Genomic DNA, 20,053 nt, shown 5'->3' on the forward strand with positions numbered 1-20,053 from the left:
TTTTCTGTTTTAAGACGTAAAAATGACAAAGCCCGATGAATCACCGGGCCTCAGAAGAGAGCGTTTCAACGCGAAGCTGGTCTGGCGCCAGCCCAACGCTGAGAATGACAGGCTGCCACTCCTCGCGCGCGGCAAGCGTCGGGGAGAGGCCTTTGGCAAGCCAGAATCCCCCAGCCCCCCTAATGCGGCACCGCACATGGCGGCACCGTCGGTGCCAAACAGCATCTGGAAAACGCCGCCCATGATAAACAGCCCGAGCAGCGGAGAGAGATAGACCAGCATGGCGGAACTGAGCAGGCTGCCTTCCGCGATGCCGAGTTCAACTTTCTGCCCGGCCATCAGCGGCTGTTCGCTCGGCACAGAAATCGTGTGCGAGGTTTGCGGCCCGAGCTTATTCAGCACGCGGCTGCCGCAACCGGCTCGGGAAGCGCAGCTATTACATGAGGCTTTTACATCGCAGCTCACCAGCGCAATGCCGTTTTGCCACGAGACTACCGTCGCCCATTCTTTGATCATTGTGCGGCCCTGAATTTAATGCTGTCGGAGATGCGCTTCGCCGTTTGCGGAGGAAGTTCCCCCACAATGGTGATCTCTGCATTATCGCGTACCGTTGTGCTCACCGTACGGCGCCCGGTACGCAGAATTTGTTCAGTGCTGTTTGCCGTTGCGCGATTGATATTCACCGAGAAGCTGAACAAACCATCGGAATAGAGGCGTGATTCCACCGGCGTTTCAATCGTTGGCAGCTGGCGACGGCTGCTGGACACTTCGCTAAATCCTTGCGGGATCCAGGCAGGTACCCAGTTGAAATTAACGGAATCGCCTGCCGGAACGGAAAGCAGCGGCGGCAGGCTGGCCTTAGCCAGATTCTGCATGCTGTTGCCAACCTGGTTATTCACGCTAAAGGAGATAACGCGGAACTGTTCCAGCGTTTCACCGTCACGGTCAAGCAGGTCTACACGCATGGGGAGTTTGGTTTCCGCGTCAATCCAGACAATATAGCTGTAGCGCGTTCCATCCCGGGCGACAACGCGGATCACCTCACACAGTCTGTCCGCAATACGCGTACGCCCTACCGAAATAAAATCGTAGTAAGGGGCAAGCCGTTTGAAGTCGGTGTAAATGAGTGACGGCAGGGAATCAACGATATAGTCACCATTCAGCGTGAAAGGCTCCAGGCCGGGTTCGAAATAGCTGATTTCGTTACCACGCTGGACAACTTCCCGACGCGGGCCATCCATCTGTAAAAGCTGGGCGAGCGGCTGATTATCAAGACGGGCATGGCGATAGCGTAACGACTCGACGCCCTGCTTATTGATGCTGATAAATGCCAACTCGTAATTGAGTGACTGGCTGGCCAGATTCATTTGCTGCAACAACGCCCCGGATGATACATCAGCCGAGGCGTTGGCAGAGAAGAACAGGCTACCCGCCATCAGAGACATGGCGAACCAAAGTTGCTTCATTACTGCGATTGCGTTCCTAAAGTTTGGTTTCCGGGCACCTGCACAGCAGCTTGCTGTGTCTGCGCCTGCTCAAACTGAAGCTGTTCAGAGTGCAGACGACGCTGTAACTCGTAATCCTGCAACATCGCATTAATGCGACGGCGCTGCTCCTGAACCTGCTGTTGCTGGCCGCCGCTGGCGGAAGCATCAGCCGGTACGCCCAGGCTTACCGGGCTGGCTTTGCCCATCATCGGCAGTGTGTTAAACACTGGCGCTTCTGGCTGCTGATTAGTTTCAGACTGAGTATTATAGTGCTGGACGCCAACGATAACTGCAAGCGATACGCATGCAGCCACACCCATTTGGGTAAGCTGGCTGGCCCACGGACGCACCTTTTGCCAGAATGGCATTTTCTGCCACTGGTGAGGTGCGGGTTGAGCTTCAGGAATCAGCGGAGTGGTCTGATGAACAGGCTCATTCTCAATCGCCGCCATGACGCGGGCTGAGATATCGAAATGGAGAACCTCGCCGGTGTCACCGCGAAGGGTGTCACGGATGAGATGGTAACTCTCCCAGGTCTCTTGCATTTCGGGAGAATGAGACAGCTCGTTGAGCAGCTCACTATCCACCGTTTCACCATCCATTAAAGCGGAAAGTTTTTCTTTCTGCATGCCTAATACCTTTTCCAGTATCCCGCTATCGTCAACGCCTGATAAGCGGTTGAACTTTATTATCAATAGCTTCTCGCGCACGGAAAATTCGTGAACGTACCGTGCCGACCGGACAATCCATGATAGCGGCTATCTCTTCATAGCTCAGACCATCCAGCTCCCGTAACGTAATTGCCATGCGTAAATCTTCCGGGAGCGACTCGATCGTGCGAAAAACGATTTGTCTCAGTTCTTCTGACAACATTAAGTTCTCAGGGTTCGAAATTTCTTTCAATGCGCCGCCACTTTCGAAGTTTTCGGCGTCGATTGCGTCCACATCACTAGAAGGCGGACGACGGCCCTGAGCGACCAGATAATTCTTTGCCGTATTGACCGCAATACGGTACAGCCAGGTATAAAAAGCACTATCTCCCCGGAACGAATCCAGCGCGCGATAGGCCTTAATAAAAGACTCTTGCACCACATCAGGCACATCGCCTGACGGTACATAGCGGGAAACCAGGCTCGCCACCTTATGCTGGTAGCGCACCACCAGTAAGTTAAAGGCTTTCTGATCTCCCTTCTGGACCCGTTCAACCAGGACCTGGTCCGTTAACTGCTCGCTCATCCGAGGTAATGTCTCCCCAAACCTAAATTCCACGCGTTATCGAAACGCCACTCTAAAAATACCGCACTTTGAGCAAGCACCGAATTAGAGTGTCTGATCTTCAATAAGTTCCGTAACGCCTTTGTTTTTGTTCATCGCGCCGCAGACTGTTCATTTTCTCTCATTATAAGTCTGTTCACGATACGCACCACTTTCTGACAAGAAACATCTTTTTCCCGCCAGAAGAGTAACGCAACCCAGTCTTTATTTCATCACAAAATCTGACGCTAACGATCTGCTTCGCAAAATAATTTCACTCATTTACCCTCCGTTTACCTCCGCTTACGCGTTTAGCCATTGCAACACCCGTTAAAAAAAACGTGCGATAAATCGCATTCAGGTGCTATTCTGAGCCAACACTGTTTAGTAAATTAAACAACAATCATGAACACAACACCTGAACTCCATTGTGATGTACTGATCATCGGCAGCGGCGCTGCCGGTCTCTCTCTGGCGCTACGCCTGGCGGAGCATCAAAACGTTATCGTTCTGAGTAAAGGGCCGATAAGCGAGGGTTCCACGTTTTATGCCCAGGGCGGGATTGCCGCCGTGTTTGATGAGACAGACAGCATTGCCTCCCACGTCGACGATACGCTGATTGCCGGGGCCGGGATCGTGGATGCGCACGCCGCAGAGTTTGTCGCCAGCAATGCCCGCCATTGCGTGCAGTGGCTCATCGACCAGGGCGTCTTATTCGATACGCAGGTTCAACCCAACGGTGAAGAGAGCTACCACCTGACGCGCGAAGGCGGTCATAGCCACCGCCGCATCCTGCACGCAGCGGATGCCACCGGAAAAGAAGTGGAGACCACGCTGGTCGGCAAGGCGCTGAGCCATCCTAATATTCGGGTGCTTGAACGAAGCAATGCCGTTGATCTGATTATCTCCGACAAGATTGGCCTGCCGGGCACGCGTCGCGTGGTGGGCGCCTGGGTGTGGAACCGCAATAAAGAGAAGGTGGAAACCTGCCAGGCGAAGGCTGTGGTGCTGGCTACGGGCGGCGCCTCTAAAGTGTATCAGTATACCACGAACCCGGACATTGCCTCCGGAGACGGTATCGCGATGGCCTGGCGCGCCGGCTGCCGGGTGGCGAACCTTGAGTTCAATCAGTTTCATCCAACCGCCCTGTTCCATCCTCAGGCGCGCAACTTCCTGCTGACGGAAGCCCTGCGCGGCGAAGGCGCCTATCTGAAACGCCCTGACGGCACCCGCTTTATGCCGGACTTTGACGCCCGTGGCGAACTGGCCCCGCGCGATATCGTTGCCCGCGCCATCGACCATGAAATGAAGCGTCTTGGCGTGGACTGCATGTATCTTGATATCAGCCACAAGCCAGCAGAGTTTATTCGTCAGCACTTCCCGATGATTTACGAAAAACTGCTCAACCTTGGCATCGATTTAACCCGCGATCCGGTACCCATTGTGCCAGCCGCCCACTACACCTGCGGTGGGGTGATGGTTGACGATCATGGGCGTACCGATGTGGATGGTCTTTATGCTATTGGTGAGGTCAGCTATACCGGACTTCACGGCGCGAACCGTATGGCCTCTAACTCGCTGCTGGAGTGCCTGGTCTACGGCTGGTCTGCCGCAGAAGACATCACGAAACGCATGCCCTACGCCCGCGAAACAGAGCGCCTGCCTGCCTGGGATGAAAGCCGTGTGGAAAATCCGGACGAACTGGTCGTGATCCAGCATAACTGGCATGAGCTACGGCTGTTCATGTGGGATTACGTGGGGATTGTGCGCACCACGAAACGTCTTGAACGCGCGTTGCGCCGCATCACTATGCTGCAGCAGGAAATTGATGAGTATTATGCCAATTTTCGCGTATCGAATAATCTGCTGGAGCTGCGCAACCTGGTGCAGGTTGCCGAGCTAATCGTTCGCTGCGCGATGATGCGTAAAGAGAGCCGGGGGTTGCACTATACCCTGGACTACCCGGATCAGCTTGCTGAATCCGGCCCGTCGATCCTCGCCCCGCAGGTTTACATAAACAGATAAAACGCCTGGGTCAGGGCAGTGTAATCTTCGGAATAACGCTGGTCTGGCCCACGGATCACCATTCGATCGTTAAAGCATTCCCCCTCTTTCGGCGAGAGCGCCAGCAGCACGCGGTGCGGCAGTCGGCCTTCGGTATCCGAAATGTCGGTACGCAGACGCAACGTCCAGCCAATCTCCTGCGCGATACCGATGAACGTGTTGCCGGTACTCTCTGGCAGGACCACGCAGAAAAATCCTTCTTCGGAGATGAGTTCGGCCGCACTGGTGAGCAGCGCTTTATGATCGAGGGAACCGGTATAACGCGCCTGTTCACGCTCGGGTGTGCCGCACTCAACGCCGGGCTCGTAGTAGGGAGGGTTGCTGACGATCAGATCGTAACGCGCGGTTTGTTCAGGCGCCCAGGCGAGCACATCCGCGCATTCCACTTTCATGCGGGCTGCCCAGGGGGATTCGGCCACATTGTCACTCGCCTGCTCTGCCGCCTGCGCGTCCAGTTCGACGGCATCAATGGTGACATGCTCTTCCGTGCGCTGCGCCAGCATCAATGCCACCAGCCCGCTGCCGGTGCCGATATCAAGAATACGTTTAACCCCTGCGACAGGCGCCCACGCGCCCAGTAAAATACCGTCTGTACCGACCTTCATGGCACAGCGATCGTGAGCGACAAAAAATTGTTTAAACGTAAAACCATCGCGGCGCAGTTGCGCTTTGAGTTGAGACATGTCGGGGCAACCTTCTTAGTGAAACTGGAGTAGCATAGGGGAAAGCGAAGTGGCCGAAAAGCGATATCCATACAAACAGATGAAGATTACAGCCGTAACGTCTATAATCAGCGCCCCACACAGAGGTAGAACATGACTGTAACGACTTTTTCCGAACTTGAACTCGATGAAAGCCTGCTCAATGCACTTGAGAGCAAAGGCTTCACACGCCCGACCGCCATTCAGGCAGCGGCCATTCCGCCTGCGCTTGAGGGCCGCGATGTGCTCGGTTCTGCGCCAACCGGTACGGGGAAGACTGCAGCCTATTTGCTGCCTGTGTTGCAGCATCTGCTCGACTTCCCACGCAAAAAATCTGGCCCGCCGCGTATTTTAATCCTGACGCCGACGCGCGAACTGGCCATGCAGGTGGCCGATCACGCGCGTGAACTCGCGGCAAATACCCATCTGGATATCGCCACCATCACCGGCGGCGTTGCGTATATGAACCACGCCGAAGTATTCAGCGAAAACCAGGACATCGTCGTTGCGACGACAGGCCGCCTGCTGCAGTACATTAAAGAAGAGAACTTCGACTGCCGCGCGGTTGAAACGCTGATCCTCGACGAAGCCGACCGCATGCTGGACATGGGCTTCGCACAGGATATCGAGCATATTGCCGGGGAAACGCGCTGGCGTAACCAGACGATGCTGTTCTCTGCCACCCTCGAAGGGGAAGCGATTAAAGACTTCGCAGAGCGTCTGCTGGAAGATCCGGTGGAAGTCTCGGCGACGCCGTCCACCCGAGAGCGTAAGAAGATCCACCAGTGGTACTACCGCGCGGATAACCTTGAGCACAAGGTCGAATTGCTGAAACACCTGCTCAAACAGGAAGATGCTCTGCGCACAATCGTATTTGTGCGTAAGCGCGAGCGCGTGCACGAGCTGGCAGAAATGCTGCGTAACGCCGGGATCAATAACTGCTATCTTGAAGGCGAGATGGCGCAGATCAAGCGTACCGAAGGCATTAAGCGTCTGACCGACGGTCGCGTTAACGTGCTGGTTGCCACAGACGTGGCCGCTCGCGGGATCGACATTCCGGACGTCAGCCACGTCATTAACTTCGATATGCCGCGCAGCGGCGATACCTATCTGCACCGTATTGGCCGTACCGGCCGCGCGGGCCGCAAAGGGATTGCGATTTCACTGGTCGAAGCGCATGACTACCTGCTGCTGCAGAAAATTGGCCGCTATGTTGATGAGCCGCTGAAAGCGCGGGTTATTGATGGCCTGCGCCCAACCACACGTGCGCCGAGTGAAAAAATGACGGGTAAACCGTCCAAGAAAGCGCTCGCGAAACGTGCTGAGAGAAAAGAGAAAGAAAAAGAGAAACCGCGCGTGAAGCAGCGTCACCGCGATACCAAAAATATTGGTAAACGCCGTAAGCCAAGCTCTGCCGCATCAGAGACAAAAACGGAAGAGTAAAAAAAGCCGGGGACAATCCCCGGCTTTTTTATTCACCCCCGTAGCTGAAGCCTTACAGGCTTTCAGTAAAGGTACGCGCGATAACGTCGCGCTGCTGTTCTGGGGTCAGAGAGTTGAAGCGTACCGCATAGCCGGACACGCGAATGGTCAGCTGCGGGTATTTTTCTGGATGCTCAACCGCGTCCATCAGCGTTTCGCGGCGCAGTACGTTTACGTTCAGGTGCTGACCACCTTCCACGCGCACTTCTGGCTTCACTTCCATTGGAATTTCACGGTATTCGATTTCGCCCAGTTTGCTCACTGGCACGATTTCGTCTTCTGCAAAACCCGCTTTCGCGACGACACAGCGCGCTTCGTTTTTCTCGCTGTCCAGCAGCCAGAAAGAGTTGAGCAGATCGTCATTTGCAGCTTTAGTAATCTGGATACCTGTAATCATGTGTTGCCTCCCTTAGGCTACATTAACTGATGTCGGCCTCTCGCGGCCAATTGGTAAAACCATTGTTTCTTGTGTGTATATATATCATTCACACCCCGGCGATTTATTGATTTAAATCAATAAAAATGCCAACCACATAAAGAGTGTGGTTTGAATTTATTGCTTTAGATCAATTTTATGACCTTACCAATTCAATTTATCCTGCACATTTTCAACATAAATTTAGCTACTTAGCGCACATTTCGGCGTGGAATTTTGCTCACCGGGCTTTAGCAGGTAAGCTAGTCAGAGATTGAGATTCGCAGGAGAGCGAGATGACGACACCTTTAACCTGGCATGACGTGCTGGCAGAAGAAAAGCAGCAGCCCTATTTTATCAATACGCTCAACACCGTTGCGGCTGAGCGTCAGTCCGGACAGACGATTTACCCGCCGCAGAAAGATGTGTTCAACGCCTTTCGCTACACCGAGTTGAGCGATGTGAAAGTGGTCATTCTGGGCCAGGATCCCTATCACGGTCCGGGCCAGGCGCATGGGCTGGCGTTTTCCGTACGTCCGGGCGTGGCGATCCCCCCTTCTCTGCTCAATATGTATAAAGAGCTTGAAGGAACCGTGCCCGGGTTTACCCGACCAAGCCACGGCTACCTGGAAAGCTGGGCGCGCCAGGGCGTGCTGTTATTGAACACGGTACTCACCGTACGGGCCGGCCAGGCGCACTCGCATGCCAGCCTGGGCTGGGAGACGTTCACCGATAAAGTCATCAGCCTGATCAACGAACACCGTGAAGGGGTCGTGTTTTTACTCTGGGGATCGCATGCGCAGAAGAAAGGGGCGATTATTGACCGCCAGCGTCATCACGTGTTGAAAGCGCCGCACCCGTCACCGCTGTCTGCACATCGCGGTTTCTTTGGCAGTAATCATTTTGTTCTGGCGAACGAATGGCTGGAAAAACGTGGCGAAACGCCAATTGACTGGATGCCTGTGTTACCGGCTGAGAGCGAGTAGTATTTGAATGTGCCGGGTCAGGCCCGGCACATGAAGAGGCTTATGCCTTATTCTGACGCCACCATTCGGCCAGCAGTACGCCGGTTGCAACGGATACGTTCAGACTTTCCACATTGCCTGTCCCATCGATTGAGACGCTCAGATCCGCACTGGAGAGCGCCGCATCAGACAGACCATCGCGTTCCTGACCCAGCACCAGCACCATCTTGCGTGGCAGCGTCGCTTTAAACAACGGCGTACCGGCATGGCTCGAGGTGGTCACGATGGAATAACCCGCTTTACGGAACTGCTCAAGGGCATCCAGCACGCTATCGCCGGTGATCGGCTGTACGTGCTCGGCTCCGCCTTCCGCAGTACGGATCGCAGCGCCGGATTCCAGCAGCGCGGCATCCTGCAGCAGCACGCCTTTCACGCCAAAGTGCGCGCAGCTACGCATCATTGCGCCCAGGTTATGCGGGTTGCCCACATCTTCCAGCGCCAGCACGCAGTCATCGGCATCCGCCTGACTGACCCACTGCTGAACGGTCGTTCCGTTACGTTTTTTGATCAGGAAGCAGACGCCGCCGTGGTGCTCGGTACCGGATGCTTTGGTCAGCTCGGCATCATCAACCACGTGGTAGGCTTTGCGGTTTGCCGCCATCCAGCGCAGCGCTTCTTTAAAGCGCGGGGTTACGCTCTGAATAAACCAGGCGCGGACGATACATTCAGGACGGCTCTGGAACAGCGCCTGGCAGGCGTTCTCGCCATACACGCGGGTCTCTTCCGCACGCTGACGGCGCAGCACTTCCGGGTCGATAAAGCTTTTACCGCTGATACCGCCGTGATCGGCCTTTTCTGGCGTTTCGTCGCCAGGTGCACGAGAAACGGTGCGCCACGGGGAGGCGTTATCACGTGAGAAGTCATCCCGCGGACGGTCATCGCGTTTGCGATCGTCACGCTTGCGGTCATCACGTTTGCGGTCATCACCGCGGTTGTTTCTGTCATCGCGGGCGGGGCGACGGCCACCGTCTGCACGAGAAGACGCCGGACGCCCGCCACCTTTTCCGGTACGCGGATTTTGGGTGCGTTTATCAGAGTCATCATCACTGCGGACATACATCACTTTGACCTTGCCGCTTTTATTTTTCATTTCGTCGTTCATGCTTTTCTCCACCAGCGCTGCGCGAAGCGCGCAGATTACCCGATGTGCCAGCGCATAGCCATAATTTCGTACAAAAGCCTGTGACTATTGTTCTCATTGAATAAAACGCATTGTTGTTTCAAACAGGCTCATTGATAATATGTAACATATTAGAAACATTATCGGCGTCTTGCCGCTGTCCCACGGCTCTATCAGAGGTTAGTTATGAATACCGTATGTGCCAACTGTCAGGCTCTTAACCGCATTCCGGACGATCGGATTGAAGATGGTGCGAAATGCGGACGTTGTGGCCATGAATTGTTTGATGGCGATGTCATTAACGCGACGGGTGCTACGCTGGACAAACTCCTCAAGGACGATCTGCCTGTCGTAGTGGATTTCTGGGCGCCCTGGTGTGGCCCATGCCGAAGCTTCGCGCCGATCTTCGAAGACGTGGCCGAAGAACGCAGCGGGAAAATACGTTTCGTTAAGGTCAATACTGAAGCTGAACCTGAACTGAGCGCCCGTTTTCGCATTCGCAGCATCCCGACGATTATGATTTTCAAAAAGGGTGAAGTGGTCGACATGCTCAACGGTGCGGTGCCTAAAGCCCCGTTTGATAGCTGGCTTAACGAATCACTGTAACATTCACGGGGCACATCTTGTGCCCCGTTCCCGCCTCTGCGAAAATAGGGTTTTTCCTGCATTTCGCCCATGACTGATAACGCTGTTCTTCAATTACGCGCCGAACGCCTTGCGCGCGCCACCCGTCCGTTCCTCGCGCGCGGAAACCGTATTCGCCGCTGTCAGCGTTGCCTGCTGCCGCTGAAGGTTTGCCTGTGCGAGACGCTGACCCCGAGTTCGGCACAGAGCCGTTTTTGTCTGGTCATGTTTGATACCGAGCCGATGAAGCCCAGCAATACTGGTCGCCTGATTGCCGATATTCTGCCGGATACCGCGGCGTTTCAGTGGTCCCGCACGGAGCCCCCTCAGGCCCTGCTCGACTTAGTGGCAAACCCGGACTATCAGCCGATGGTCGTTTTCCCTGCGTCATATGCAGGTGTCGATCGCCAGGTGCTTTCGACGCCGCCATCCGGTAAACCGCCGTTGTTTATTATGCTGGACGGCACCTGGACCGAAGCGCGAAAAATGTTTCGCAAAAGCCCTTATCTCGACGCACTGCCGGTGATTTCTGTCGATCTTTCCCGCGTCTCCGCCTACCGCCTGCGTGAAGCGCATGCTGACGGGCAATACTGCACCGCCGAAGTGGCCATTGCGCTTCTGGATCTGGCGGGTGATACCGCTGCGGCTGGCGCCCTGGGCAACCATTTCTCCTGTTTCCGGGAACGCTATCTGGCAGGAAAAACCGTTCATAAGGGCAGCGTCACAGCAGCCGAGACTGAAAGCGTTTAAAATCATCAGGTCGCTTGCATTCACAGGAGGCCTGCATGAGCCAGCGAGGGTTAGAAGCGCTACTTCGTCCTAAATCCATTGCCGTCATCGGCGCATCAATGAAACCGGATCGTGCTGGCTATCTGATGATGCGCAACCTGCTGGCCGGAGGATTTAATGGACCCGTCATGCCCGTCACGCCCGCGTATAAGGCAGTTCAGGGAGTGCTTGCATGGCCTGATGTACAGAGCCTGCCTTTCGTACCGGATCTGGCCGTACTGTGTACAAACGCGAAACGGAATCCGGAGCTGCTGGAATCGCTCGGCAAGAAAGGCTGTAAAACCTGCATTATTCTCTCGTCTCCGCCTGAACAGAAAGCCGAGCTTCTGGCCTGCGCCAGCCGCTATCAAATGCGCATTCTTGGGCCAAACAGTCTCGGCCTGCTCGCCCCCTGGCAGGGCTTAAATGCCAGCTTCTCTCCGGTTCCGATCCGCAAAGGCAAGCTCGCGTTTATCTCGCAGTCGGCTGCGGTATCGAACACCATCCTCGACTGGGCGCAGCAGCGTGAAATGGGATTCTCCTACTTCATTGCTCTCGGCGACAGTCTGGATATCGACGTTGATGAGCTGCTGGATTTTCTGGCGCGCGACGGTAAAACCAGTGCGATTCTGCTTTATCTTGAGCACCTCAGCGACGCGCGCCGTTTCGTCTCGGCATCGCGAAGCGCGTCGCGCAATAAGCCGATCCTGGTAATCAAAAGCGGCCGCAGTCCTGCGGCTCAGCGTCTGCTGCATTCGCATTCCGGCATGGATCCCGCCTGGGACGCCGCCATCCAGCGCGCGGGGTTGCTGCGGGTGCAGGATACGCACGAGCTTTTTTCCGCCGTTGAAACGTTAAGCCATATGCGCCCGTTGCGCGGCGAGAAGTTAATGATTGTCAGTAACGGCGCCGCCCCTGCTGCACTCGCCCTTGATGAGCTGTGGCGGCGCTTCGGCAAGCTGGCCACGCTGAGTGAAGAGACGCTGCAGCGCCTGAAAGATGCGCTTCCGACCAGCGTGACGCCCGGCAATCCGCTTGATTTACGCGATGACGCCAGTAGCGACCGCTATATCAGGGCCATTTCCATTTTGCTGGATAGCCAGGATTTCGACGCGCTGATGATTATCCACTCCCCCAGCGCGGTCGCGCCGGGCAGCGAAAGCGCGCGCGCGCTCATTGATGCCGTGCGCAATCATCCGCGAGGCAAATATGTCACCCTGCTCACCAACTGGTGCGGTGAGTTTTCTTCGCAGGAGGCTCGACGCCTGTTCAGCGAAGCCGGACTGCCAACCTACCGCACGCCGGAAGGCACCATAACCGCGTTTATGCATATGGTGGAATATCGCCGCAACCAGAAACAGCTCCGCGAGACGCCGGCGTTGCCCGGGAATTTGACGGCCAATACCGTTGACGTTCACCGGCTGTTGCAGCAGGCGATTGAAGAAGGCGCGACGTCGCTGGATACGCATGAGGTCCAGCCCATTCTGGGCAGCTACGGGATGCAGACCCTGCCGACCTGGATCGCCAGCGACAGCGCTGAGGCCGTGCATATTGCCGAGCAGATTGGCTATCCGGTTGCCCTGAAGCTGCGTTCGCCGGATATCCCGCATAAGTCTGACGTTCAGGGGGTGATGCTCTACCTGCGGACGGCGGCAGAGGTGCAGCAGGCAGCCGATGCCATCTTCGATCGGGTCAAAATGGCCTGGCCGCAGGCAAGGATCCACGGCTTGCTGGTGCAAAGCATGGCTAACCGCGCAGGCGCTCAGGAGTTACGCGTGGTGGTCGAACACGATCCCGTCTTCGGCCCACTCATCATGCTGGGTGAAGGCGGCGTGGAGTGGCGCCCGGAGGAGCAGGCCGTGGTGGCGCTACCGCCGCTGAACATGAACCTGGCGCGTTATCTGATCATCCAGGCGATTAAAAGCAAAAAGATCCGCGGCCGGAGCGCGCTACGTCCGCTTGATATTGCCGGGCTAAGTCAGCTCCTGGTACAGGTCTCTAACCTGATTGTGGATTGTGCCGAGATCCAGCGGCTGGACATTCATCCGCTGCTCGCCTCCGGCAATGAGTTTACGGCACTGGACGTGACCCTGGATATCGCGCCATTCGAAGGAGACAGCGAGAGCCGTCTGGCGATCCGCCCGTACCCCCTGCAGCTGGAGGAGTGGGTTGAGATGAAAAATGGGGAACGCGCCCTGTTCCGCCCTATTCTGCCGGAAGATGAGCCCCAGCTGCGGGCCTTTATCTCTCAGGTCACGAAAGAGGATCTTTATTATCGCTATTTTAGCGAAATCAACGAATTTACCCACGATGATTTAGCCAATATGACCCAGATCGACTACGATCGAGAAATGGCGTTTGTTGCCGTTCGTCGCGCCGATAAGGATGATGAGATCCTCGGCGTCACGCGTGCGATTTCTGACCCGGATAACGTCGATGCGGAGTTTGCCGTGCTGGTACGCTCCGATCTTAAAGGTCTGGGCCTGGGAAGACGACTGCTGGAAAAACTCATCAGTTATACGCGAGATCACGGATTGTTACGCCTTAATGGCATTACTATGCCTAACAATCGCGGTATGGTGACCCTGGCGCGAAAACTTGGGTTTGACGTTGATATTCAGCTGGACGAAGGTATTGTTGCCTTATCCCTCAGTCTGACATCAGCAGACAAACGCGAGTAAGCTACTGGAAATGTTACCCACTTTGGACGGGACTGGTGGTATCATTGTCCGCTTATGTTGTTTGCATAGTACAGACAACCCTTCAATGAACAGAGAAGAAACGCACTGTGATGTTGTCAAAATTTAAGCGTAATAAACATCAACAACACCTTGCTCAACTACCGAAGATTTCTCAGTCAGTTGATGATGTAGAGTTCTTTTACGCTCCCGCTCATTTTCGGGAGACGCTTCTGGAAAAGATTGCCAGCGCCACGCGACGCATTTGCATTGTGGCACTGTATCTTGAACAGGATGAAGGCGGGCGCGCGATCCTGAACGCGCTCTATGAAGCCAAACGTCAGCGTCCGGAACTGGATGTTCGCGTGCTGGTAGACTGGCATCGCGCCCAGCGTGGCCGTATTGGCGCTGCCGCATCAAACACCAATGCTGACTGGTATTGCCGCACGGCGCAGGAAAATCCTGGCGTTGACGTGCCTGTTTATGGCGTCCCGGTGAATACCCGTGAAGCGCTCGGCGTTCTTCATTTCAAGGGGTTCATCATTGATGACAGCGTGCTTTACAGCGGCGCCAGCCTCAATGATGTCTACCTTCATCAGCTCGATAAATATCGCTATGACCGCTACCATCTGATCCGTAATCCGCAGATGGCCGATATCATGTTCAACTGGGTTGATAAAAATCTGGTTCATGGCCGTGGCGTTAATCGTCTTGACGATCCCGAGCGCCCTAAAAGCCCGGAGATCAAAAACGATGTTCGCGCCTTCCGCCAGGAGCTGCGCGATGCGGTCTATCATTTCCAGGGCGATGCGAACAACGAAGAGTTATCCGTTACCCCGCTGGTAGGGCTCGGCAAATCAAGCCTGCTGAACAAAACGATCTTCCATCTGATGCCGTGTGCGGAGCAGAAACTGACTATCTGCACGCCATACTTCAATCTTCCTGCCGTGCTGGTGCGTAATATCATTCAGCTGCTGCGCGAGGGTAAAAAAGTGGAAATCATCGTGGGTGATAAAACGGCAAATGACTTCTTCATTCCCGAAGATCAGCCGTTCAAAATCATTGGTGCGCTGCCTTATCTCTATGAGATTAACCTGCGTCGTTTCCTGAGCCGCTTACAGTATTACGTCAACACTGACCAGCTGGTTGTGCGTCTCTGGAAAGATGAAGACAATAGTTACCATCTCAAAGGCATGTGGGTCGACGATGAGTGGATGCTGCTGACAGGTAACAACCTGAACCCGCGCGCATGGCGACTGGATCTGGAAAACGCTATCCTGATTCATGACCCGCAGCATGAGTTAGCCGCCCAACGTGAGCGCGAGCTGGAGCTGATTCGCACCCATACGACCGTGGTGAATCACTACCGCGAACTGCAGAGTATTGCCGATTATCCGGTAAAAGTTCGCAAGCTTATTCGCCGCTTACGTCGTATCCGTATCGACCGACTTATCAGCCGTATTCTGTAATATCCAGGCCCTGTCACCCGCAGGGCTTTTTTATGGAGCCCGTTGATGCGTATTCCTCTGGTACTGAGTGTGCTCTTCCTGAGTGGCTGTAGCCATATGGCTAACGATAGCTGGTCCGGACAGGACAAAGCACAGCATTTCCTCGCTTCCGCGATGTTGTCCGCAGCCGGTAATGAATATGCCCAGCACCAGGGATACAGCCGGGATCGTAGCGCGGCGATCGGGTTGATGTTCTCAGTAGGTCTTGGGGCATCAAAAGAACTGTGGGATAGCCGCCCCGCAGGGAGCGGCTGGAGCTGGAAAGATTTCGCCTGGGATGTCGCCGGCGCAACGACCGGTTATGCCGTATGGCAGATGGCGCGCTATTAAAGTCGAATGCCTTTCCCTTTGCGATGCAGCATCAGGGAGACAACAAACGCCAGTGCCCCCATTCCCGTTACGTACCAGAAGAATGTCGTTTCGCTTCCCCATGATTTAAGCGACAGCGCGACGTACTCCGCCGATCCGCCAAACACCGCGTTGGCTACCGCATAAGAGAGCCCTACCCCTAACGCGCGGACCTGCGCCGGGAACATCTCGGCTTTCAGTATCCCACTGATGGAGGTATAGAAACTGACAATCACCATCGCCACCATAACCAGCGCAAAGGCGGCATACGGTGAAGAGACATGCTGAAGCGCTGTCAGAATGGGAACGGTACATAATGCCGATAATCCGCCAAAAATGAGCATTGAGGTACGTCGGCCAATTTTGTCCGAGAGCGCACCGACGATCGGCTGTATGAGCATAAAGACAAACAGCGCCGCGGTCATGACCACACTGGCGACGTTGGCGTGCATGCCGGTGGTATTCACCAGGTACTTTTGCATATAGGTGGTGAAAGTATAAAAACTGAGAGAGCCGCCCGCAGTGAAGCCCAGCACCATCAGGAAAGCTTTGCGGTTACGCCATAACCCTTTGAATGTTCCCGCCTCCTTCAGCATCCGGACCTCTTTCTGAGAGGTTTCATCTAACTGACGGCGTAGCCAAAGTGCGACAATCGCCAGCACTGCCCCCATTGCGAAAGGAATTCGCCATCCCCAGGCATGAAGTTGTTCGTCCGTCAAAATCTGCTGCAGGATCACCACCACAAGAATGGCCAGCAGTTGACCGCCAATCAGTGTGACGTACTGGAATGAGGCGTAAAAACCTTTACGGCCTTCCAGTGCAATTTCGCTCATGTAGGTCGCACTGGTACCGTATTCACCGCCCACCGATAATCCCTGAAATAAGCGGGCCAGCAAAAGTAGCGCCGGTGCCCAGGTGCCAATCGATTCATATCCCGGTAAGCAGGCGATCACCAGCGAGCCAAAGCACATCATACACACCGAGATCAGCATCGAGGCCTTACGCCCTCGACGATCCGCAATACGGCCGAACAGCCAGCCCCCGATGGGTCGCATTAAAAATCCTGCGGCAAAAACCCCAGCCGTTTGTAGCAGCTGTGTAGTGGTGTTGCCGGATGGGAAGAAAATATGTGCGAAGTAGAGTGAACAGAATGAGTAGACGTAAAAGTCGAACCATTCAACCAGATTCCCTGAAGAGGCGCTGATGATTGCCCATACCCTTCTTCGGGTATCACTGTGAGCCAGCGTCCCGTGTGATGTCATGCTTTCTGTCATTGTGATTATGCTCCTGCCATAAACTGCGGCGTATTGAGCCAGAAGGCTCAATAACCTCGTAAATGAAATGTTATAATTTTGTTATAAATAACATTGCGACAGGGATCACACATTCCATTAGCAGGATAAGGGATTAAGAGAAAGGCCAGGATGGAGATAAAAGCAAAAAACCCCGCACCTTCCGGTACGGGGTTCTTCTAATTGATGCCTGGCAGTTCCCTACTCTCACATGGGGAGACCCCACACTACCATCGGCGCTACGGCGTTTCACTTCTGAGTTCGGCATGGGGTCAGGTGGGACCACCGCGCTAAAGCCGCCAGGCAAATTCTGTTAATCTGTATCAAAGCTGAAAATCTGTCTCTTCGCCAAAACATCTTCGGCGTTGTAAGGTTAAGCCTCACGGTTCATTAGTATCGGTTAGCTCAACGCATCGCTGCGCTTACACACCCGACCTATCAACGTCGTCGTCTTCAACGTTCCTTCAGGAGACTTAAAGTCTCAGGGAGAACTCATCTCGGGGCAAGTTTCGTGCTTAGATGCTTTCAGCACTTATCTTTTCCGCATTTAGCTACCGGGCAGTGCCATTGGCATGACAACCCGAACACCAGTGATGCGTCCACTCCGGTCCTCTCGTACTAGGAGCAGCCCCCCTCAATTCTCCAGCGCCCACGGCAGATAGGGACCGAACTGTCTCACGACGTTCTAAACCCAGCTCGCGTACCACTTTAAATGGCGAACAGCCATACCCTTGGGACCTACTTCAGCCCCAGGATGTGATGAGCCGACATCGAGGTGCCAAACACCGCCGTCGATATGAACTCTTGGGCGGTATCAGCCTGTTATCCCCGGAGTACCTTTTATCCGTTGAGCGATGGCCCTTCCATTCAGAACCACCGGATCACTATGACCTGCTTTCGCACCTGCTCGAGCCGTCACTCTCGCAGTCAAGCTAGCTTATGCCATTGCACTAACCTCCTGATGTCCGACCAGGATTAGCTAACCTTCGTGCTCCTCCGTTACTCTTTGGGAGGAGACCGCCCCAGTCAAACTACCCACCAGACACTGTCCGCAACCCGGATTACGGGTCTACGTTAGAACACCAGCCATTAAAGGGTGGTATTTCAAGGACGGCTCCATGCAGACTGGCGTCCACACTTCAAAGCCTCCCACCTATCCTACACATCAAGGACCAGTGTTCAGTGTCAAGCTATAGTAAAGGTTCACGGGGTCTTTCCGTCTTGCCGCGGGTACACTGCATCTTCACAGCGAGTTCAATTTCACTGAGTCTCGGGTGGAGACAGCCTGGCCATCATTACGCCATTCGTGCAGGTCGGAACTTACCCGACAAGGAATTTCGCTACCTTAGGACCGTTATAGTTACGGCCGCCGTTTACCGGGGCTTCGATCAAGAGCTTCGCGTTGCCGCTAACCCCATCAATTAACCTTCCGGCACCGGGCAGGCGTCACACCGTATACGTCCACTTTCGTGTTTGCACAGTGCTGTGTTTTTAATAAACAGTTGCAGCCAGCTGGTATCTTCGACTGATTTCAGCTCCACCCGCAGGGGCTTCACCTACATATCAGCGTGCCTTCTCCCGAAGTTACGGCACCATTTTGCCTAGTTCCTTCACCCGAGTTCTCTCAAGCGCCTTGGTATTCTCTACCTGACCACCTGTGTCGGTTTGGGGTACGATTTGATGTTACCTGATGCTTAGAGGCTTTTCCTGGAAGCAGGGCATTTGTTACTTCAGCACCGTAGTGCCTCGTCATCACACCTCAGCGTTAAAAAACGACCGGATTTACCTAATCGTTCCGCCTACATGCTTAAACCGGGACAACCGTCGCCCGGCTAACATAGCCTTCTCCGTCCCCCCTTCGCAGTAACACCAAGTACAGGAATATTAACCTGTTTCCCATCGACTACGCCTTTCGGCCTCGCCTTAGGGGTCGACTCACCCTGCCCCGATTAACGTTGGACAGGAACCCTTGGTCTTCCGGCGAGCGGGCTTTTCACCCGCTTTATCGTTACTTATGTCAGCATTCGCACTTCTGATACCTCCAGCAACCCTCACAGGCCACCTTCAACGGCTTACAGAACGCTCCCCTACCCAACAACACATAGTGTCGCTGCCGCAGCTTCGGTGCATGGTTTAGCCCCGTTACATCTTCCGCGCAGGCCGACTCGACCAGTGAGCTATTACGCTTTCTTTAAATGATGGCTGCTTCTAAGCCAACATCCTGGCTGTCTGTGCCTTCCCACATCGTTTCCCACTTAACCATGACTTTGGGACCTTAGCTGGCGGTCTGGGTTGTTTCCCTCTTCACGACGGACGTTAGCACCCGCCGTGTGTCTCCCGTGATAACATTCTTCGGTATTCGTAGTTTGCATCGGGTTGGTAAGCCGGGATGGCCCCCTAGCCGAAACAGTGCTCTACCCCCGAAGATGAGTTCACGAGGCGCTACCTAAATAGCTTTCGGGGAGAACCAGCTATCTCCCGGTTTGATTGGCCTTTCACCCCCAGCCACAAGTCATCCGCTAATTTTTCAACATTAGTCGGTTCGGTCCTCCAGTTAGTGTTACCCAACCTTCAACCTGCCCATGGCTAGATCACCGGGTTTCGGGTCTATACCCTGCAACTTAACGCCCAGTTAAGACTCGGTTTCCCTTCGGCTCCCCTATACGGTTAACCTTGCTACAGAATATAAGTCGCTGACCCATTATACAAAAGGTACGCAGTCACACCACGAAGGTGCTCCCACTGCTTGTACGTACACGGTTTCAGGTTCTATTTCACTCCCCTCGCCGGGGTTCTTTTCGCCTTTCCCTCACGGTACTGGTTCACTATCGGTCAGTCAGGAGTATTTAGCCTTGGAGGATGGTCCCCCCATATTCAGACAGGATACCACGTGTCCCGCCCTACTCTTTGAGTTCACAACCTGTGTGCTTTCGTGTACGGGACTGTCACCCTGTACCGTGCGACTTTCCAGACGCTTCCACTAACACACAAGCTGATTCAGACTCTGGGCTGCTCCCCGTTCGCTCGCCGCTACTGGGGGAATCTCGGTTGATTTCTTTTCCTCGGGGTACTTAGATGTTTCAGTTCCCCCGGTTCGCCTCGTTAACCTATGTATTCAGTTAACGATAGTGTGTCGGAACACACTGGGTTTCCCCATTCGGACATCGCCGGGTCAAAGGTTCATATCACCTCGCCGGCGCTTTTCGCAGATTAGCACGTCCTTCATCGCCTCTGACTGCCAGGGCATCCACCGTGTACGCTTAGTCGCTTAACCTCACAACCCGAAG

16 protein-coding genes, 2 rRNA genes and 1 pseudogene are annotated in these 20,053 nt (G+C 54.7%); 8 read left to right on the top strand and 11 right to left on the bottom strand.

The genetic code is table 11. From position 1 onward, the window contains the following. Positions 1-40: 40 nt before the first annotated feature. The 5 genes and pseudogenes from rseC to rseD form a co-directional block, all read right to left on the bottom strand. Positions 41-516, bottom strand: a pseudogene (gene rseC / locus BFV67_RS16595) (SoxR-reducing system protein RseC). Continuing rightward, complete coding sequence (gene rseB / locus BFV67_RS16600) at positions 513-1,466, bottom strand: sigma-E factor regulatory protein RseB (RefSeq protein WP_008502185.1); 954 nt, start codon at positions 1,464-1,466, stop codon at positions 513-515. Before rseB ends, rseC begins: the two are co-directional and overlap by 4 nt. Beyond that, entirely contained in the window at positions 1,466-2,116 is a 651-nt protein-coding gene (rseA, locus tag BFV67_RS16605; protein WP_008502186.1) for an anti-sigma-E factor RseA, read from the bottom strand. The genes rseB and rseA overlap by 1 nt, the downstream gene beginning before the upstream one ends. Before the next feature lie 31 nt (positions 2,117-2,147). Beyond that, positions 2,148-2,723, bottom strand: a complete 576-nt coding sequence (rpoE, locus tag BFV67_RS16610) for an RNA polymerase sigma factor RpoE (RefSeq protein WP_006176728.1) — start codon at positions 2,721-2,723, stop codon at positions 2,148-2,150. Continuing rightward, positions 2,720-2,803: a rpoE leader peptide RseD gene (gene rseD, locus BFV67_RS24915; protein WP_223605340.1), complete on the bottom strand. Its 84-nt coding sequence runs from the start codon at positions 2,801-2,803 to the stop codon at positions 2,720-2,722. The genes rpoE and rseD overlap by 4 nt, the downstream gene beginning before the upstream one ends. 343 nt (positions 2,804-3,146) lie before the next feature. On the opposite strand from rseD, the gene nadB reads away from it, so the two are divergent. Next, positions 3,147-4,766: an L-aspartate oxidase gene (nadB, locus tag BFV67_RS16615; RefSeq protein ID WP_025912839.1), complete on the top strand. Its 1,620-nt coding sequence runs from the start codon at positions 3,147-3,149 to the stop codon at positions 4,764-4,766. Here the strand turns inward: nadB and trmN are convergent. Further along, positions 4,751-5,488, bottom strand: a complete 738-nt coding sequence (gene trmN, locus BFV67_RS16620; protein WP_069598683.1) for a tRNA(1)(Val) (adenine(37)-N(6))-methyltransferase TrmN — start codon at positions 5,486-5,488, stop codon at positions 4,751-4,753. The two genes, nadB and trmN, sit on opposite strands and share 16 nt — an antisense overlap. Positions 5,489-5,620: 132 nt before the next feature. Between trmN and srmB the strand changes: the two genes are divergently transcribed. After that, on the top strand, positions 5,621-6,949 hold the full coding sequence (gene srmB / locus BFV67_RS16625) for an ATP-dependent RNA helicase SrmB (protein ID WP_008502189.1): 1,329 nt from the start codon (positions 5,621-5,623) through the stop codon (positions 6,947-6,949). 52 nt (positions 6,950-7,001) lie between these two features. On the opposite strand, the gene grcA is transcribed toward srmB, so the two are convergent. Further along, positions 7,002-7,385 carry an autonomous glycyl radical cofactor GrcA gene (gene grcA, locus BFV67_RS16630; RefSeq protein WP_008502190.1) on the bottom strand — a complete coding sequence of 128 codons (384 nt, stop codon included), beginning with the start codon at positions 7,383-7,385 and terminating at the stop codon, positions 7,002-7,004. A gap of 314 nt (positions 7,386-7,699) precedes the next feature. On the opposite strand from grcA, the gene ung reads away from it, so the two are divergent. Beyond that, complete coding sequence (gene ung / locus BFV67_RS16635) at positions 7,700-8,389, top strand: uracil-DNA glycosylase (RefSeq protein WP_032675353.1); 690 nt, start codon at positions 7,700-7,702, stop codon at positions 8,387-8,389. Positions 8,390-8,429: 40 nt separating this feature from the next. Here ung and BFV67_RS16640 read toward each other — a convergent pair whose 3' ends face one another. Further along, positions 8,430-9,530, bottom strand: coding sequence for a tRNA/rRNA methyltransferase (locus BFV67_RS16640; protein WP_008502192.1), 1,101 nt, complete (start codon positions 9,528-9,530; stop codon positions 8,430-8,432). A gap of 204 nt (positions 9,531-9,734) precedes the next feature. Between BFV67_RS16640 and trxC the strand changes: the two genes are divergently transcribed. The 5 genes from trxC to BFV67_RS16665 all read left to right on the top strand — a co-directional run bounded on the left by trxC (position 9,735) and on the right by BFV67_RS16665 (position 15,456). Then, the gene (gene trxC, locus BFV67_RS16645; RefSeq protein WP_021241886.1) at positions 9,735-10,154 is read left to right on the top strand and encodes a thioredoxin TrxC; all 420 of its coding nucleotides are present in this window, start codon (positions 9,735-9,737) and stop codon (positions 10,152-10,154) included. Positions 10,155-10,223: 69 nt separating this feature from the next. Continuing rightward, a complete protein-coding gene (gene tapT, locus BFV67_RS16650) occupies positions 10,224-10,922 on the top strand; it encodes a tRNA-uridine aminocarboxypropyltransferase (protein WP_023325890.1) in 699 nt (232 codons plus the stop codon). Positions 10,923-10,957: 35 nt separating this feature from the next. Beyond that, positions 10,958-13,621 carry a bifunctional acetate--CoA ligase family protein/GNAT family N-acetyltransferase gene (locus tag BFV67_RS16655; protein WP_069598684.1) on the top strand — a complete coding sequence of 888 codons (2,664 nt, stop codon included), beginning with the start codon at positions 10,958-10,960 and terminating at the stop codon, positions 13,619-13,621. A 110-nt stretch (positions 13,622-13,731) separates the two neighbouring features. Then, on the top strand, positions 13,732-15,087 hold the full coding sequence (pssA, locus tag BFV67_RS16660; RefSeq protein ID WP_023294337.1) for a CDP-diacylglycerol--serine O-phosphatidyltransferase: 1,356 nt from the start codon (positions 13,732-13,734) through the stop codon (positions 15,085-15,087). Between the two features lie 45 nt (positions 15,088-15,132). Further along, positions 15,133-15,456, top strand: a complete 324-nt coding sequence (locus BFV67_RS16665; protein ID WP_008502197.1) for a YfiM family lipoprotein — start codon at positions 15,133-15,135, stop codon at positions 15,454-15,456. Here BFV67_RS16665 and BFV67_RS16670 read toward each other — a convergent pair. The 3 genes from BFV67_RS16670 to BFV67_RS16680 all read right to left on the bottom strand — a co-directional run bounded on the left by BFV67_RS16670 (position 15,453) and on the right by BFV67_RS16680 (position 20,040). Beyond that, the gene (locus BFV67_RS16670; protein WP_008502198.1) at positions 15,453-16,748 is read right to left on the bottom strand and encodes an MFS transporter; all 1,296 of its coding nucleotides are present in this window, start codon (positions 16,746-16,748) and stop codon (positions 15,453-15,455) included. The two genes, BFV67_RS16665 and BFV67_RS16670, sit on opposite strands and share 4 nt — an antisense overlap. Positions 16,749-16,954: 206 nt before the next feature. Next, positions 16,955-17,070 (bottom strand): 5S ribosomal RNA (gene rrf, locus BFV67_RS16675). Between the two features lie 65 nt (positions 17,071-17,135). Further along, positions 17,136-20,040 (bottom strand): 23S ribosomal RNA (locus tag BFV67_RS16680). Positions 20,041-20,053: the final 13 nt, after the last annotated feature.

Source organism: Enterobacter roggenkampii (genome assembly GCF_001729805.1).
GTDB classification, from domain to species: Bacteria; Pseudomonadota; Gammaproteobacteria; order Enterobacterales; family Enterobacteriaceae; genus Enterobacter; species Enterobacter roggenkampii.